This is a genomic window from Microbacterium sp. WCS2018Hpa-23 (assembly GCF_031843845.1).
Classification (GTDB): Bacteria; Actinomycetota; Actinomycetes; order Actinomycetales; family Microbacteriaceae; genus Microbacterium.
In genome coordinates, this window is sequence record NZ_JAVTIZ010000003.1 from 374,969 (window position 1) to 390,903 (window position 15,935).

Sequence of the window (15,935 nt, forward strand, 5' to 3'; positions counted from 1 at the left end):
GATGGCCGACACCGTGACCCGCGCGGATGCCGCGACCACCCTCCTGCGCACGCTTCTCCGCGGCGCGGGGCGGGTGGGCCGCGGCATCCGCTGGTACATCACGACTCTGATGGGTGACACCGCTTACGCGACCTACGTCGCGCATCACCAGAGGCAGCACCCGGGGGAGGAGCCGCTGACCGAGCGGCAGTTCTGGCGGCAGCGGATGGACGATCAGGATCGCAATCCGGGCGCGCGGTGCTGCTGAGTCCCGGTCGTCGCCGACCCCCGAGTGCCTAGGCTGAGGGCATGACCGACGTCGTTCTCGCTGCGGTGCTCGGCGTGCTCGGCGGCGTCGTGCTCACGGTGCTGCTGCTGCTCGCCCGTCGGCTCGCGCGCGGGGCGGCAGACCTCGGCAGCGATGCCGAGCGTGCGGCCCTCACCGCCCTGCACCATGCGAGTCTCGCGGCGCCGCACCTGCGCGCGGGCCTCGCAGCGTCCGATGTGGTGAAGGCCGCCCGACACCTGCGGGTGCTGCTCGGCAGCGCGGCGGTCGCGATCGTCGACGCCGACGGCACGCTGTCGTTCGACGGCCCCTCGGACGGGCTGGAATCGGCCGCGGTGCGCATCGCCGAGCAGGTCACGGCGTCGGGGCGTCGTCAGGTGTTCCCCTCGCCCGGCGCCGATGACGACCTCGAGGGGGTCGGTGCGCCCATCCTCGTCGACGGACGGGTGATCGGAGCGGTGGTCGCGTTCGCCGCACCGGTGCGCGCCTCGCTCGTGCGTGCGGCCGAAGAGGTCGCCGACTGGTGCGCCGCGCAGGTCGAGCTGGGTGATCTCGACCGCTCGCGCACGCAGCTGGCAGAGGCCGAGCTGCGATCGCTGCGGGCCCAGATCTCACCGCATTTCATCTACAACGCGCTCACCGCCATCGCCTCCTTCATCCACACCGACCCGATGCGCGCCCGCGATCTCGTGCTGGAGTTCGCCGACTTCACCCGGTATTCGTTCCGCAGGCAGGGCGAGTTCACGACGCTGGCGGAGGAGCTCGGCAGCATCCATTCGTATCTCGAGCTCGAAAGGGCCCGGTTCGGCGACCGGCTGAGGGTCACTCTCCAGATCGCCCCTGAGACGCTCGCCACCGTCATCCCCTTCCTCTCGGTGCAGCCGCTGGTCGAGAACGCGGTGCGCCACGGTCTCGAGCCGGGGGAGGGCGGCGGCGAGATCCGCATCGCATCGCGGGATGACGGCACCCACACCGAGATCACGGTCGAGGACGACGGGATCGGGATGGACCCGGAGGGTCTGCGAGTGCTGCTCACCGCCGGATCCGAGGGGGTGCACATCGGCCTGCGCAACGTCGACACGAGACTCCGCCAGCTGTATGGCACCGACGGCGGACTCGTCGTCGAGACCAACACGGGCGCGGGTACCCTGGTGCGGATGCGGGTGCCCAAATCGCAGCCGCTCCACGACCCGGACAACGACTGAGGTGCGCTCATGATCGACGTCCTCGTCGCCGACGACGAACAGCCCGCGCTCGACGAACTCGTGCACCTGCTGCGCACGGATGAACGGATCGGCGAGATCCTCACCGCGCGCACGGGCGCCGACGCGCTGCGCCAGCTCTCCGAGCGTGCCGTGCGGATCGCGTTCCTCGACATCCACATGCCGGGGCTGCTCGGCACCGAGCTCGCCCGCGCGTTCCTCTCTCTCGCCGATCCGCCGGCCGTCGTGTTCGTGACGGCCGACGAGGCACGCGCCGTCGAGGCGTTCGAGCTCCGCGCCGCCGACTACCTCCTCAAACCCGTGCGCACCGAGCGGCTGCGTCGAGCAGTGGATCGCGTGCTCGAACTCGGCGAGAGTGCGGCGTCGGGCGACGACGAGGTGATTCCGGTGACGGTCGGATCCGCCGTCCGCTTCGTGCATCGCAAGAACGTCGTCTGGGCACAGGCCCAGGGCGACTACTCGCGCCTGCACACGGAAGACGGCACAGGACATCTGGTGCGCATCCCGATCTCCGAGCTCGAGAGTCGCTGGGCCGATGCCGGGTTCCTCCGCATCCATCGCTCGGTGCTCGTGCGGATCTCCGCAGTGACCGAGGCGCGACTGTCGGGCGCCGATCCGTCCCTCGTGATCGGCGCCGTCTCGCTGTCGGTCAGCAGACGCCTCGTGTCGACGGTGCGCGAGGCGCTGGTGCGCGGCGAGGCAGGGCCATGACAGAGCCGGCGAAGAGGGGCGAGGCGCCCAAGAGAGTGGAGGCGCCCAAGAGGGTGCGCGTCACGGCCGACCTGCCGACACGTCGGACGCAGGCCCTCACCCGGGGAATCGCGCTCCCAGGCTCACCGGTCGACGAAGCGGATGCCGTCTACGTGCGCGCCCTCATGCGCAGTCAACTGCGCCTGGCGCTCGGCACCATCGCCGGATTCGTCGTCGTCGTGCTGGTGTTGGCGCTCGCCGTGGCGCTGATCCCCGGAATGGAGAGCATCACCCTGTGGGGCGTGCCGCTGTCGTGGCTGCTTCAGGCCTTCGCGTTCTATCCGGTCATCCTCGTCTTCGCCGTGCTCTACGCGCGCACCGCCGCTCGCAACGAGCGCCGCTTCCGCGAGCTCAGGGACCGTGAATGAACACCGTCGCCAATCTCGTCGGTGTCGCCCTGATCATCCTCGCGACGCTGCTGATCGGCGTGTACGGGCTGAGGGTTTCGCGGACCACAGGCGACTTCTTCGTGGCATCGCGCACGGTCCGCCCGGTGTGGAACGCATCGGCGATCAGCGGCGAGTACCTCTCGGCAGGAACCTTCCTCGGGTTGTCCGGCCTCGTCCTCCTCGACGGAGCCAGGGGCTTCTGGTTCCCGATCGGCTATGCGGCCGGCTACCTGCTCGTGCTGGTGTTCGTGGCCGCACCGCTGCGTCGAAGCGGTGCGTACACGATCCCCGACTTCATCGAGGCGCGGCTCGAATCGACAGCGGCCCGTCGCGTGACGAGTCTCGCTGTGCTGATCATCGGATGGCTGTACATCGTGCCGCAGCTGCACGGGGCGGGCATCACCCTCGTCGTGGTTGCAGGGCTGCCCGAATGGGTGGGCGCCGTGACTGTCGCCGTGCTGGTCGCGGCGGCCGTGGCGGCGGGTGGGATGCGCGCGATCACGTACGTGCAGGCGTTCCAGTACTGGTTGAAGCTCACCGCTCTTCTCGTGCCGGTCATCTGCATCGCCTTCGCTCTCAGCGGCGGGCCGTACGACTTCGACCCGGCTCTCGTCTTCCCCGCGGAAGCAGGGCCCTCCGGATTCGACGCCTACGAATCGGCATCCCTGCTTCTCGCTCTGCTGCTGGGAACCATGGGGCTGCCGCACGTGCTGGTGCGCTTCTACACGAGTCCGACCGGGGTCTCGGCGCGCAGGACCACGGTGATCGTGATCGCCATGGTCAGCGCCTTCTACGCCGTGTCGAGCGCGATGGGTCTGCTGGCGCGCATCGAGGCACCGGATCTCGCGGTTCCCGGCACCGCCGACACCGTCGTGCTCCTGCTGCCGTCGCGGGTGTTCCCCGGGGTGTTCGGCGAACTGCTCACGGCACTGATCGTCGCCGGAGCGTTCGCGGCGTTCCTGGCGACCTCGGCAGGGCTTGTCGTGTCGCTGGCGGGGGTGATCAGCCAGGACGTGTTCTCAGGTTCCGTGCGCTCGTTCAGGGTGTCCGCCGTTCTCTGCGCCCTGGTGCCGCTCGCAGTGGCGCTCACGACCGCACCTGCCGGACTCGTGTCGAGCGTGGGGGTGGTCTTCGTGGTCGCAGCGTCGACGCTCTCGCCGGTCGTGCTGCTCGGCGTCTGGTGGCGAGGGCTGACCGCGCGCGGGGCCGTGGCCGGCATGGCCGCAGGCGGACTCGCCGCCGGGCTGGCGCTGCTGATCCACGGAGCGGTCGGGGGAGTCGGCGTCGCAGCGCCGTATCTCGCGCAGCCGGCCGCCTGGACCATCCCGCTCGCGGCCGCTGTCACCGTGATCGTGTCGCTGTTCGATCCGCGCGGGCCGTCACCGCGCACCTCGCGATTTCTCGCTCGGGTGCACTCGCCGGAACGACGCTGAGGCGAGCCGGGGCTCACGGGTCGACCAACGGCGATTCCGCTGGCCGTTCGTCTAGGAATCGTCCCTGACCCTGGAATGTAGACCAAAGCCCGGCGTAGCTTGAGCGGCGGTGCGGCAACGCAGTCGCACGAAGATCATCGGGAGAAGCACATGGGTCGAACACCCCTCCGGATGGCAGCAGCCACCACCCTGGCAACGCTGTTCATCGCATCGACGGCAACCGCAGGCTACGCAGGCACGGAGGAGGTGACAAACCCCACTCCGGTCGAAGGGACGCCCGGGCATTACATCGTCGTGCTCAAGTCCGATCCTCTCGCCAGCTACACCGGCGACGTCAACGGGCTCAAAGCCACGAAGCCCGCCGAGGGCGAGCAGCTCGAGACGCAGTCGCAGGACTCGCAGCGCTATGTGCAGCACCTCGAGACCGAGCAGCAGACTGTCGCCCAGGAGGCGGGAGTCACGCCGGAGGTCAGCTATCAGGTCGTGCTGAACGGCTTCAGCGCCGAGCTCACGGGCGAACAGGTCGACAAGCTGCGCGCGTCGAAGGACGTCTACGACGTCTACCCCGACTTCATCCGCCATCCCGACGCGCAGACGTCGACGGACTTCCTCGGTCTCGGTGATGACAAGAAGGGCCGCGGCGGCGTCTGGCAGCAGACCGGCGGCGTCGACAAGGCGGGCGAGGGCGTGGTCGTGGGTGTCATCGACACCGGCATCGCTCCCGAGCACCCCTCGTTCGAGGGCAAGAAGCTCAAGAAACAGCCGAAGAACGACAAGCGCCACAAGGGCAGCCAGCCGTACACCGACGGCACCTTCGTCTACTTCGACAAGTCGGACGGCGGTCAGTTCCGCGGTGCGATGGTCGAGGCTCAGGAGTGGGACAAGGGCGACTACTCGTCGAAGCTCATCGGAGCCCAGTACTTCTCCGCGGGCGCGGCGGCCGCCGGCTTCGACTTCCAGTACGACTACCTCTCGCCGCGCGACGGCGATGGCCACGGTTCGCACACCGCGAGCACCGCGGCAGGCAACTTCGGCGTGAAGGCATCGATCGAGGACGTCGACTTCGGCAAGATCTCGGGTGTCGCACCCGGTGCCAAGGTCGCGGCCTACAAGGCCTGCTACGTCGGGCCCGACGAGGCCGTCACGACCGACGACATCTGCGCCGGCAGCGACCTGATCGCCGCCATCGACCAGGCCGTCGCCGACGGCGTCGACGTGATCAACTACTCGATCGGCGGCGGTGCGGCATCCACCGTGCTCGCCCCCGAGGACATCGCGTTCTTCAACGCGGCAGCGGCCGGCGTCTTCGTCGCCACCAGCGCCGGCAACGACGGGCCCGATTCCGTCACCGCCGACCACGCCTCCCCCTGGTACACGACGGTCGCGGCATCGACGATCCCGACCTGGGAGGGCACCGTGCAGTTCGACGGCTTCGCCCAGGCCGGCGCCTCGGTGAGCGTGCCGTTCGGCACCACGGTCACGGGTCCCTCGATCTACGCGGGTGACGCACCTGCTGCGGGTCAGGCGGCCGCGGACGCGGCGCTGTGCCTGCCGGGCACGCTGGACGCGGCCAAGGTCACAGGCCACATCGTGGTCTGCGATCGCGGCGGCAACGCTCGCGCCGAGAAGTCGCAGGTCGTGAAGGATGCCGGTGGCATGGGCGTCGTTCTCGTGAACGTGCCCGGCGGTGCGGACTCGCTCGACAACGACTTCCACGCCGTGCCGACCGTGCACCTCGCCTCGGCGTATCGCGCGGCCGTGCTGGCATACGTGCAGGGCGGCACCGACCGTCCGATCACGCTCGTGGGCGAGAACACCACCGGTGTCGTGACGCCGGTGCCGCAGATCGCCGGATTCTCGAGTCGCGGACCGATGCTCGCCGACGGCAGCGACATCATGAAGCCCGACATCGCAGCGCCCGGTGTGGCGATCCTCGCCGCGACGCAGAACGCTCCGGGCGAAGCACCGACCTTCGGCATCCTGTCGGGAACGTCGATGGCGTCGCCGCACATCGCCGGTCTCGCCGCGCTCTACCTCGGTGAGCGCCCGAACGCGAAGCCCGCCGAGATCAAGTCCGCGATGATGACGACGGCGTACGACACGGTCAACGCCGACGGCTCTGCCAACAAGGACCCGTTCCAGCAGGGTGCGGGTCAGGTCGACCCGAAGCGCATGCTCAACCCGGGTCTGCTCTATCTGAACGACGTGCCCGACTGGGTGGCGTTCCTCGAGGGCAAGGGCCTCGCCGACTTCCCCGGAGAGCCGATCGACGGCAGCGACCTGAACGTCGCGTCGTTCTCGATCGGATCGCTGGCGAGTGCGCAGACCGTCACCCGCACGGTCACCGCGACCGAGAAGGGCACGTTCACGGCATCCGTCGATCTGCCCGGCGTCGACGTGACGGTGCAGCCGTCGACGCTGAGCTTCGACAAGCCTGGGCAGACGGCGACCTACACGGTCACGTTCGACAACCAGAGCGCACCGGTCGAGCAGTGGGCGACCGGGTCGCTTACCTGGACGAGCAAGAAGAACACGGTGCGGTCGCCGATCGCGGTGTTCCCGGTCACGGCGGATGCTCCGGCCGAGGTCGAGGGCACGGGAGTCGACGGTGCGACCACGGTCGACATCACTCCCGGCGTCGACGGCGCTCTCGCTCTCGCACTGTCGGGTCTGACGCCGTTCTCGCTGCTCGAGGACCCCGACGGCCGCGTCGTCGGTCACTCGGGTGACGAGGCGTCGGGAGACGCGAACAAGGACGTGTCGTGGATCGTCGACGTGCCCGAGGGCACGACGCTCTCGCGCTTCGACCTCGACTCGTCGGATGACACCGGCAGCGACCTCGACCTCACGGTCTATCGGGTCGTGAGCCCTGACGACCTGCGCTACTACGAGCGCTGGCAGTCGGCGACGGGCTCGGCCGACGAGCAGGTGACGCTGGCGGCTCCGACGGCCGGCACGTATCTGGTCGTCGCCAACGTGTACTCGACGTCGGCGCCGATGACGTGGGACATGACCTACGCCAACGTGCAGCCTGCAGGCGAGGGAGCGCTGACCGCGACCCCGAACCCGATCGATGCCGTCCGGGGTCAGGCGACGAGCTACGAGCTCAGCTGGACCGGCCTCACCGCCGGCACCCGCTACCTCGGACTCGTGCAGTACAGCGAGTCGGACGTGCGGACGATCGTCACGGTCGACGCGCCGTAGCAGCCGATACGCCGCTCAGGTCGTTGAGCGAGCGGCGGAGCAGCGAGACGAAACGCGGTGGGCATGCAGGATCAGCTCACCGCGTTTCGTCTCGGTCGACTCCGTCGTCCTCGCTCAACGACCGGAGAAGGGCGGATCAGATCCTGCGGCCGCGCGGCATCAGGCGCACGTCGGGCAGGGGAGGAGCGGGGATGCGCACGTCGTGCCCGTCGACGACTCCGAAGCGCGGGGAGGCCGTCTCCCACTCGGCGCGCGCCTCGACGATCTCCTCGTGCGTGCGGCCGGCGAAGTTCCACCACATGACGATCTCGTCGTCGAACGGCTCGCCGCCGATCAGGAAGAGCAGTGCGCCCTGCGTGCTGGCGACCTCGATGTCCTCCCTCGAATCGCCGAGGTACAGCATGTCGTTCTGCGTCATCTCGTGTTCGGAGATCGACGCATCGCCCTCGACGAGCATGATCGCGTGCTCCCAGTCGCCCCGCAGCGGCAGTCGCATGCGGCTTCCGGCGGGGATGACGATCTCGGCGCCGACGATCGGGGTGTGCACGGTCGCGGGTGAGGTCGTGCCGGCGAACTCGCCGAGCACGACGGTGGCCGTGGCATCCGCGCCCTCGTGGGCGACCAGGGTCACCTGCGGGAGGTCGGTATGCCGCTCGAAACCGCCGACCCCCTGACGTGCACCGTCGGGGAGCACGACCCAGAACTGCAGGGCGTCGAGCGGGATCGGGTCGTCACCGATCGAGTACTCCGAGTGCGAGATGCCGTTGCCCGCGGTCATCAGGTTCAGCTGGCCCCGACGGAGGTCGGCGTCGCTGCCGAGCGAATCTCGGTGGCGGATCTCGCCGACGAGCGGCCAGGTGACCGTCTGCAACCCGATGTGCGGGTGCGGCTCGACGCGCATCCTGGTGTCCGCCGGTCCGAATCTGTCGAGGAAGCACCAGGCCCCGATCGTCGGCAGGTTGCGGTGCGGCAGCACGCGCAGCACCTTCATACCTCGGACGCCGCCGAGCGGAACCTCGCGCGGCTCGAGCACGATGCGGCGCTCACCGATCGTCGGTGAAGCGCCGTGGGCGTCGGCGGATCCGCTCGCGATCTCGGTCATCCGATTCTCCTTCGCTCAGGTGCGTCTGCGCACGGTCGCACGAGCGGACTCGTAGGCTCAGCGGATGAACGCTCGACGCTCTCCCATTATCCTGCTCGCCCTCGGTGCATCGGCCGTGCTGCTGTCGGGGTGCGCATCCGGCGGAGACGCCGGCTTCTGCGGCCCGCTGATCGATGACACCCAGACATCGGCGGCCGCCTTCTCGCCGCTGATCCCCGGGATGAACACCGAGGGAGACGTCACGGCGCGACTCGCGCTCATGGAGAAGGTCGAGCCGACGCCTGAGCTCGCCGACGACCTCGAGACGTGGAAGGGATACCTGACGGTGGCATCGGAATCGATCACCGATGACGTCACAGCGATGATCAACGCCTACGACGACGACGTCAAGGCTGCTGGCGAAGCGCTCTTCGACTACTACAACGGCACCTGCATGCAGTAGCCGTTGTCCGGGGCGCGGCATCCGGGCGTCGTCAGGCTTCGGTCGGCGCGTCGCCGGGTCTCTTCGGCCAGCGGATCTCGGCTCCTGCGATCTCATGGGTCGTGAGGTACTTCGCGATGTACGGGCACAGTGGCACGATCGCGTCGCCGGATGCCGCGGCATCCGTCAGCGCCCGCTCGGCGAGGATGCTCGCGAGGCCCTGCCCCTGGAAGGCGGGGTCGAGCTCGGTGTGGATGAAGCGGATCGCCCCGGGCCGCAGCTGGTACTCGGCGTAGCCCGCGAGCGCACCATCCGTGCGGATCTCGTAGCGGGACTCGTCGTCGTTGCGGGTGACGGTGATATCGGTCATCGAGTGCTCCTTCGGCTGTCTGCGTCCAACCTACGCCCGCTGAGTTGTGGACGGGCGGGCCGAGGTCGGCGGGGGTCGTTACGCTGGAGGGATGCCGCAGACTCCCCGTGACCCGTACGAGGATCTGCCGTACGCAGACGAGCCGTGGGACGGCGCCGAGTGGGAGCCCTCGGAGCCGCCGGAGCCCATGGACTGGGTGCCGCAGGGCGCAGGCTACGAGCCGCCGCTCGATTGGGGGCCAGGACCGGTCACGCCGGTGGGACAGGCGACGACGGCATTCGCCGCGCCGGCTCGACGCGCTGCGCCCAGCCGCTACCCGAGCGCGGGTGAGGCGCTGCACACGGTCTTCGGATACGACGAGTTCCGCGGTGACCAGGCGGCGATCGTCGAGCACGTGATCGGCGGCGGCGATGCCGTCGTGCTCATGCCGACCGGTGGCGGCAAGAGCGTGACCTATCAGGTGCCGGCGCTCGTCCGCGAGGGCACGGGGCTCGTGGTCAGCCCGCTGATCGCTCTCATGCACGACCAGGTCGACGCGCTGCGGGCCAACGGCGTCAGCGCGGCGTATCTCAACTCCACGCAGTCGATCGACGAGCGCCGCGAGGTCGAGCGCGCGTATGTCGCGGGGGAGCTCGATCTCATCTACGTCGCCCCCGAGCGGCTGTCGTCGCCGCAGACGACGGCTCTGCTGCAGCGGGGAACCCTCAGCGTCATCGCGATCGACGAGGCGCACTGCGTGTCGCAGTGGGGTCACGACTTCCGTCCCGACTACCTCGCGCTCGGCGACCTCGGCGAGCGGTTCCCCGGCGTGCCGCGCATGGCGCTCACGGCGACCGCCACCCGTGCGACGCACAAGGAGCTCACCGAGCGGCTGCGTCTCGACGACGCGAAGCACTACGTCGCGAGCTTCGACCGCCCCAACATCCAGTACCGCATCGTGCCGAAGGTCGACCCGCGCAAGCAGCTCGTCGCCTTCATCCGCGCGCAGCCCGAGGGCTCGGTGGGCATCGTCTATGCGCTGAGCCGCAAATCCGTCGAGCAGACGGCGACCTATCTCGCGGCGCAGGGCTTCGACGCCCTGCCGTACCACGCGGGTCTTCCCGCCGAGGTGCGCGCGAAGAACCAGTCGCGCTTCCTCCGTGAAGACGGCGTCGTGATGGTCGCGACGATCGCCTTCGGCATGGGCATCGACAAGCCCGACGTGCGGTTCGTCGCCCACATCGACCTGCCGAAGTCCGTCGAGGGGTATTACCAGGAGACAGGCCGCGCGGGTCGTGACGGAGAGCCGTCGATCGCGTGGATGGCCTACGGCCTGGGCGACGTGGTGCAGCAGCGCCGCATGATCGACCAGAGCCCGGGCGACCGCACCTTCAAGATGCGCCTGGGGCAGCACCTCGACGCCATGCTCGCCCTGTGCGAGACGGTCGAGTGCCGCCGGCAGAACCTGCTCGGCTACTTCGGGCAGGACTCCCAGCCGTGCGGCAACTGCGACACATGCCTGGAGACCACCGAGACCTTCGACGGGCTCATCCCCGCGCAGAAGCTGCTCTCGACGATCGTGCGGCTCAAGCGCGAGCGCAACCAGTCGTTCGGCGCCGGACACCTGATCGACATCCTCCGGGGAGCCTCGACCGAGCGCATCCGGCAGCAGGGGCACGAGAAGGTCGCGACCTACGGCATCGGCGCAGACCTCTCGGATCAGGACTGGCGCAGCGTCGTCCGGCAGCTGCTCGCCCGCGGCATCATCGTGGCGCAGGGAGACTACGGCACGCTCGCCCCGGGTGAGCAGTCGGTCGGCGTACTGAAGGGCGAGACGCCCGTGCCGCTGCGCAAAGACACGATCGGACGACCGGCATCCACCCCGCGGGCGCGCAAGGCGAGCGCGGCGGATGCGCTGGATGCGGCCGACCGCGGACTGTTCGAGGCGCTCCGCGCCTGGCGCGCCGAGACCGCTCGAGAGGAGGGGAAGCCGGCGTACATGGTCTTCGGTGACGCGACCCTGCGAGCGCTCGCCGAACATCGCCCGGCCTCGCTCGCCGATCTCGACGGCATCACCGGAATCGGCGCCAAGAAGCGCGACGGCTACGGCGAGGGCGTGCTGGCGGTCATCGCCTCCGCCTGATCGCGCGCGACCCTCACAGTCGAGGAAGCACGTCCTCGAGATGCGCGCGCAGGTGCGCCGCGACGTCGACGGCCTCGCGGTCGTAGAGCCACTGGTATTGCAGTCCGTCCCACAGCGCGAGAAGCCAGACGGCCTCGTGCTCGGGGTCACGGTGATCCGGAAGGTCTCCGTCGACCTGCGCGAGCCGGAACAGCTCGGCGAAGTGATCGATCACCCTGCGGAATCGTTCGGTGAAGTAGTCGTGGGCCGGATGCCCGGACGGCACTGCCTCGCACGAGAGCACCGCGTAGACCTCGATCAGACCGGGTTCGTCGAGGGCGTTCACGCGAGCGCCCTCGTGGATCGCACGCAGCACGTCGGCGGCCCGCTCCGCCCTGTGCGCATTCGTGCGCTCCTGGATCGACCGGTCGCGCTCCGAGAGCACGGCGCTGAGCAGCAGCTCCTTCGAGGCGTAGTGGTGGAGCAGCGTCGACTTCGACACCCCGACCGCCTCCGCGATGTCCCGCAGGCTCGTGTCGCCGTATCCGGCAAGGGAGAAGAGTCGCATCGCGTCCGCGAGGATCTGCGCTCGCCGCCTTCGGCCGACGGCGTAGCCGGGGTCGGTCTCCGGCAGTCCCTCGACCGCCGTGCCGTCGAGGGCGGGCAGGGGGCCCGCCGCGTCCGGGGCAGGGGAGGGCTGATCAGGGTCGCGCCAGCCGACGGGGAGGACCCAGAGGGACTCCCGCTCCTCGAGCATCTCGACGACGTCCACGCGGTCGGGGAGGTACTGCGAGATCAGCTGCAGGCCGTCCCATCCGGCGATGTGCCGGGTGGTCTCATCCGACACGTGGCGGTCGGATTCGATGGTGCCGTGCAGTGCCGCATCCTCGAGCACGTCGGAGCTCAGCGCCCGCAGCCGGGCGTAGCGCTTCCGCATCCTCTCGTGGGCGGGGTGATCGGGTGCGGAGGCCTCGCCGGTGAGCGCGGCGAAGAGTTCGAGGTAGCCCGGTGTGCGGGCATTGCGTCTGGCGACGTCGGCGAAGATCAGCTCACCGGAGTCGGATGCGGCGGCGATCAGGTCGAAGGCCTTCTCGTTGTCGCCTTCGAACCCGGCGACCACCTCTGCGAGCAGGTCGTCCTTCGACGCGAAGTGGCCGAGGAGTCCGGGGTGGCTGACCGAGGCCGCCGCCGCGATGTCACGCAGAGACGTCGACCGGTAGCCGTCCGAGACGAAGAGCTCGCGGGCGGCATCCACGATGCGCTGCCGGGTCTCGGCCGCGCGCGTGTGACGGGAGCCTGTCGCCACAGTCGTCATCGCTGCCCCCTTCCTTCCCCCATTCTGTCTCATTACCAATCGGTCGACATTCACTTACCAAACGGTCGATATTCCGATATGGTGTTCCTCACGCCAGGTCGCGGATGACCGGCGAACCTTGCCCGAAAGGACCCCCATGACAGAGCTGTCATCGGCCGCCCCTGCGGCCGCAGTCGGAACGACCGGCTTCAAAGCCCCCGGCACCACGCCCCTCAAGACCCCGCGCGGCTACACCCCCGGACTCGCCGCCGTGAACTTCGGCGTCTACCTGGCGCTCCTCACCCCGGTGATGGTGTCGATGGCGTTCAAGATCCAGCGCCTCGACCCGGTCAACACCGAGGGCAGCCTCGGCCTCGTGATGGGTGTTGGCGCCGCGTTCGCCCTCATCGCGAACCCGCTCGTCGGCCGCCTCTCCGACCGCACCACCTCTCAGTGGAGCATGCGTCGCCCGTGGATCCTCGGCGGCGCGATCGTCGGGCTCGGCGGCTTCGCCATCATCGGCGCCGCGACCTCGGTGCTCGTGGTCATGCTGGCCTGGTGCCTCGTGCAGGCATCGATGAACGCGGTGCTCGCCGCCGCCAACGCGACCCTGCCCGACCAGGTCCCCGTCTCCAGCCGCGGCAAGGTCTCGGGCATCATCGGCATCACGACGCCCATCGGCATCCTGGCCGGAAGCTTCATCGTGAACTTCCTGCCAGGCGACTTCGAGCGCTTCTTCGTGCCCGGCGCGATCGCTCTCGTGCTCGTCGTGGTGTTCGTCCTCACGCTCAAGGACCGCCGCCTCACCGAGAAGCCGGCCACGCGCTTCACGGTGGGCACGTTCTTCGGCTCGTTCGTCTTCAACCCGCGCAAGCACCCCGACTTCGGCTGGACCTGGCTGACGAAGTTCTTCGTGATGTTCGGCTACGCCGGCATCGCCACCTTCCTTCCGCTGTACCTCGTGACCAAGTTCGCGCTCGACGAGCAGGGCGCCGTCGGCACGATCCTGATCGCGAACCTCGCCTCCATGGCGGCGATGGCCATCTCCGCACCGCTCGGCGGATTCCTCTCCGACAAGATCGGCAAGCGCCGACCGTTCGTCGCGATCGCCGGCGTGATCATGGTGATCGGTCTCGTGATCCTCGCGATCGCCCCCACGATCGCCGTCGTCATCATCGCGCAGGCCATCATCGGCCTCGGCGCCGGGTCGTTCCTGTCCGTCGACCTCGCACTCGCCACCGAGGTGCTTCCCAACCCCGACGATGTGGCGAAGGACCTCGGCGTGCTCAACATCGCCAACGCCCTTCCGCAGTCGATCGCTCCCGCGATCGCCCCGAGCATCATCGCCCTCGGAGCTGCCACCCCGCTCGGCGTATACACCACCTGGTACCTGTTCGGTGCGCTCGTCGCACTCGCCGGCGCCGTCCTCGTCTATCGCATCAAGGGAGTCAAGTGACCATGACAGACGTGACCACCGCCCGACCGTGGCTCGACACGAGCCTTCCCGTCGATGACCGCGTGCAGCTGCTTCTCGACGAGATGAGCATCGAGGAGAAGGCGGGGCTGTTCTTCCACACGATGATCGCGATCGGCGACCTCGACGAGGCGAACCCGGTCTTCGCGACCCCGAGCGCGCGCGAGTTCGTGCACGTCAAGAACATGACGCACTTCAACCTGCTCGGCGCGGCTCCGACCGGACGCGAGATCGCCGCGTGGCAGAACGCCCTGCAGCGTCTCGCCGCAGACACCCGACTCGGCATTCCGGTCGACGCTGTCGACCGATCCGCGTCACTCGTTCAGCGAGAATCCGGGCGCATCGATCCTCGCGGGTCCTTTCTCCCAGTGGCCCGAGACGCTGGGGCTCGCCGCCACACGCGACCCTGAGCTGGTCGAGCGTTTCGCGGATATCGCGCGCCAGGAATATACGGCCGTGGGTCTGCGGGTCGCGCTGCACCCGCAGGTCGATCTCGCCACCGAATCACGCTGGGCTCGCCAGACCGCGACCTTCGGAGAGGACGCTGAGTTGGCAGGCATTCTCGGAGCGGCATATATCCGTGGATTCCAGGGTGAGGCCTTCGGCCCCGGCTCCGTCTCGACCATGACGAAGCACTTCCCCGGGGGCGGCCCGCAGAAGGACGGCGAAGATCCGCACTTCCCGTACGGCCGTGAGCAGGTGTATCCGGGAGGGCAGTTCGAGCTGCACCTCAAGCCCTTCGAGGATGCCCTCGCGGCGGGTACGCGGCAGATGATGCCGTATTACGGCATGCCCGTCGGCACCGAGTACGAGGAGGTCGGGTTCGGCTTCAACAGGTCCGTGATCACCGGGCTGCTCCGCGAGCGCTACGGCTTCGACGGCCTGGTGTGCACCGACTGGGGTCTGATCAACGACGCCGAAATCTTCGGCCAGCCCTTCCCCGCCAGGGCGTGGGGCGTCGAGGACCTGACGCCGCGCGAGCGGATGCTGAAGGTGCTGGATGCGGGGGCCGACCAGTTCGGCGGCGAGGACTGCCCCGAGCTGCTGCTCGAGCTCGTCGCGGACGGCTCGGTGTCGGAGGAACGTCTCGACGTCTCCGCCCGCCGCATCCTCCGCGAGAAGTTCGAGCTCGGGCTCTTCGAGAACCCGTTCGTCGATGAGGATGCCGCCGACGAGGTCGTCGGATGCGCGGAGTTCCGTGCCGCCGGCGAGGCGGCTCAGCGCGCATCGGTCACGGTGCTGACGAACGACGGATCGCTGCCCTTCGCGATGGGGATCAAGCTCTACGTCGAGGGGATCGATGCCGAGGCCGCGGCGGCCTACGGCACGGTCGTCGGGACCCCCGCGGAGGCCGATCTCGCGATCATCCGGCTGCAGGCGCCGTTCGAGCAGCGGGAGACCATGTTCGAGAACTTCTTCCACGCGGGCTCGCTGGACTTCGCAGACGACGTGATCGCCCACGTGATCGAGGTGGCGAGCGCGGCTCCGACCGTGGTCGACGTGCTCGCGGATCGTCCGCCGATCCTCCAGCCGATCACTGATGCGGCGGCAGCCGTCACGGTCAACTGGGGCGTCTCCGCGGCCGCACTGCTCGATGTCCTGAGCGGCGTCGCGACTGCGCAGGGCACGCTGCCGTTCGACCTGCCGAGGTCGATGGCGGCGGTCGAGGCCTCGCGCCCCGACGTCCCTTTCGACACCGCAGATCCGCTCTTCCGGTTCGGGCACGGCCTCACGCTCTAGCGACCCGACCGCGCACAGAAACGCCCCGCAGGCATCGACCTGCGGGGCGTTTCTGCGTGCTCCGACCGGCCGTCGATTCGTCCTGCCGAAAGGCTCCGCCGCGCACGCCTGTGGGGTGGTTCGACATTCGATTAACGAAATGTCTCGCATCATGACGATCCGGGAACGA

The 15,935-nt window shown here is 69.0% G+C and carries 12 protein-coding genes and 1 pseudogene; 10 read left to right on the forward strand and 3 right to left on the reverse strand.

What is annotated here, in order from left to right:
* Position 1 precedes the first annotated feature (1 nt).
* The 6 genes from RQG77_RS07315 (at position 2) to RQG77_RS07340 (ending at position 7,264) form a co-directional block, all read left to right on the forward strand.
* Positions 2 to 247, forward strand: coding sequence for a YbdD/YjiX family protein (locus RQG77_RS07315; RefSeq protein WP_311244150.1), 246 nt, complete (start codon positions 2 to 4; stop codon positions 245 to 247).
* A gap of 41 nt (positions 248 to 288) precedes the next feature.
* Positions 289 to 1,470, forward strand: a complete 1,182-nt coding sequence (locus RQG77_RS07320; RefSeq protein ID WP_311244151.1) for a histidine kinase — start codon at positions 289 to 291, stop codon at positions 1,468 to 1,470.
* 9 nt (positions 1,471 to 1,479) lie between these two features.
* Complete coding sequence (locus tag RQG77_RS07325; protein WP_311244152.1) at positions 1,480 to 2,199, forward strand: LytTR family DNA-binding domain-containing protein; 720 nt, start codon at positions 1,480 to 1,482, stop codon at positions 2,197 to 2,199.
* Positions 2,196 to 2,606, forward strand: a complete 411-nt coding sequence (locus RQG77_RS07330; protein WP_311244153.1) for a heavy metal transporter — start codon at positions 2,196 to 2,198, stop codon at positions 2,604 to 2,606. The genes RQG77_RS07325 and RQG77_RS07330 overlap by 4 nt, the downstream gene beginning before the upstream one ends.
* Positions 2,603 to 4,060, forward strand: a complete 1,458-nt coding sequence (locus RQG77_RS07335) for a cation acetate symporter (RefSeq protein WP_311244154.1) — start codon at positions 2,603 to 2,605, stop codon at positions 4,058 to 4,060. The genes RQG77_RS07330 and RQG77_RS07335 overlap by 4 nt, the downstream gene beginning before the upstream one ends.
* A 171-nt stretch (positions 4,061 to 4,231) precedes the next feature.
* A complete protein-coding gene (locus tag RQG77_RS07340; RefSeq protein WP_311244155.1) occupies positions 4,232 to 7,264 on the forward strand; it encodes a S8 family peptidase in 3,033 nt (1,010 codons plus the stop codon).
* Positions 7,265 to 7,400: 136 nt separating this feature from the next.
* Here RQG77_RS07340 and RQG77_RS07345 read toward each other — a convergent pair whose 3' ends face one another.
* The gene (locus tag RQG77_RS07345) at positions 7,401 to 8,366 is read right to left on the reverse strand and encodes a pirin family protein (RefSeq protein WP_311244156.1); all 966 of its coding nucleotides are present in this window, start codon (positions 8,364 to 8,366) and stop codon (positions 7,401 to 7,403) included.
* 64 nt (positions 8,367 to 8,430) lie between these two features.
* On the opposite strand from RQG77_RS07345, the gene RQG77_RS07350 reads away from it, so the two are divergent.
* Positions 8,431 to 8,808, forward strand: a complete 378-nt coding sequence (locus tag RQG77_RS07350) for a hypothetical protein (protein ID WP_311244157.1) — start codon at positions 8,431 to 8,433, stop codon at positions 8,806 to 8,808.
* A 31-nt stretch (positions 8,809 to 8,839) separates the two neighbouring features.
* Here the strand turns inward: RQG77_RS07350 and RQG77_RS07355 are convergent, their stop codons facing one another.
* Entirely contained in the window at positions 8,840 to 9,157 is a 318-nt protein-coding gene (locus tag RQG77_RS07355; protein WP_311244158.1) for a GNAT family N-acetyltransferase, read from the reverse strand.
* 91 nt (positions 9,158 to 9,248) lie between these two features.
* On the opposite strand from RQG77_RS07355, the gene recQ reads away from it, so the two are divergent.
* The gene (gene recQ, locus RQG77_RS07360) at positions 9,249 to 11,279 is read left to right on the forward strand and encodes a DNA helicase RecQ (RefSeq protein ID WP_311244159.1); all 2,031 of its coding nucleotides are present in this window, start codon (positions 9,249 to 9,251) and stop codon (positions 11,277 to 11,279) included.
* A gap of 13 nt (positions 11,280 to 11,292) precedes the next feature.
* Here recQ and RQG77_RS07365 read toward each other — a convergent pair whose 3' ends face one another.
* Positions 11,293 to 12,573, reverse strand: coding sequence for a TetR/AcrR family transcriptional regulator (locus tag RQG77_RS07365; protein ID WP_311244160.1), 1,281 nt, complete (start codon positions 12,571 to 12,573; stop codon positions 11,293 to 11,295).
* A gap of 136 nt (positions 12,574 to 12,709) precedes the next feature.
* On the opposite strand from RQG77_RS07365, the gene RQG77_RS07370 reads away from it, so the two are divergent.
* Both RQG77_RS07370 and RQG77_RS07375 read left to right on the forward strand, forming a co-directional pair.
* The gene (locus RQG77_RS07370; protein ID WP_311244161.1) at positions 12,710 to 14,008 is read left to right on the forward strand and encodes an MFS transporter; all 1,299 of its coding nucleotides are present in this window, start codon (positions 12,710 to 12,712) and stop codon (positions 14,006 to 14,008) included.
* A gap of 2 nt (positions 14,009 to 14,010) precedes the next feature.
* Positions 14,011 to 15,766, forward strand: a pseudogene (locus tag RQG77_RS07375) (glycoside hydrolase family 3 protein).
* Positions 15,767 to 15,935 lie beyond the last annotated feature (169 nt).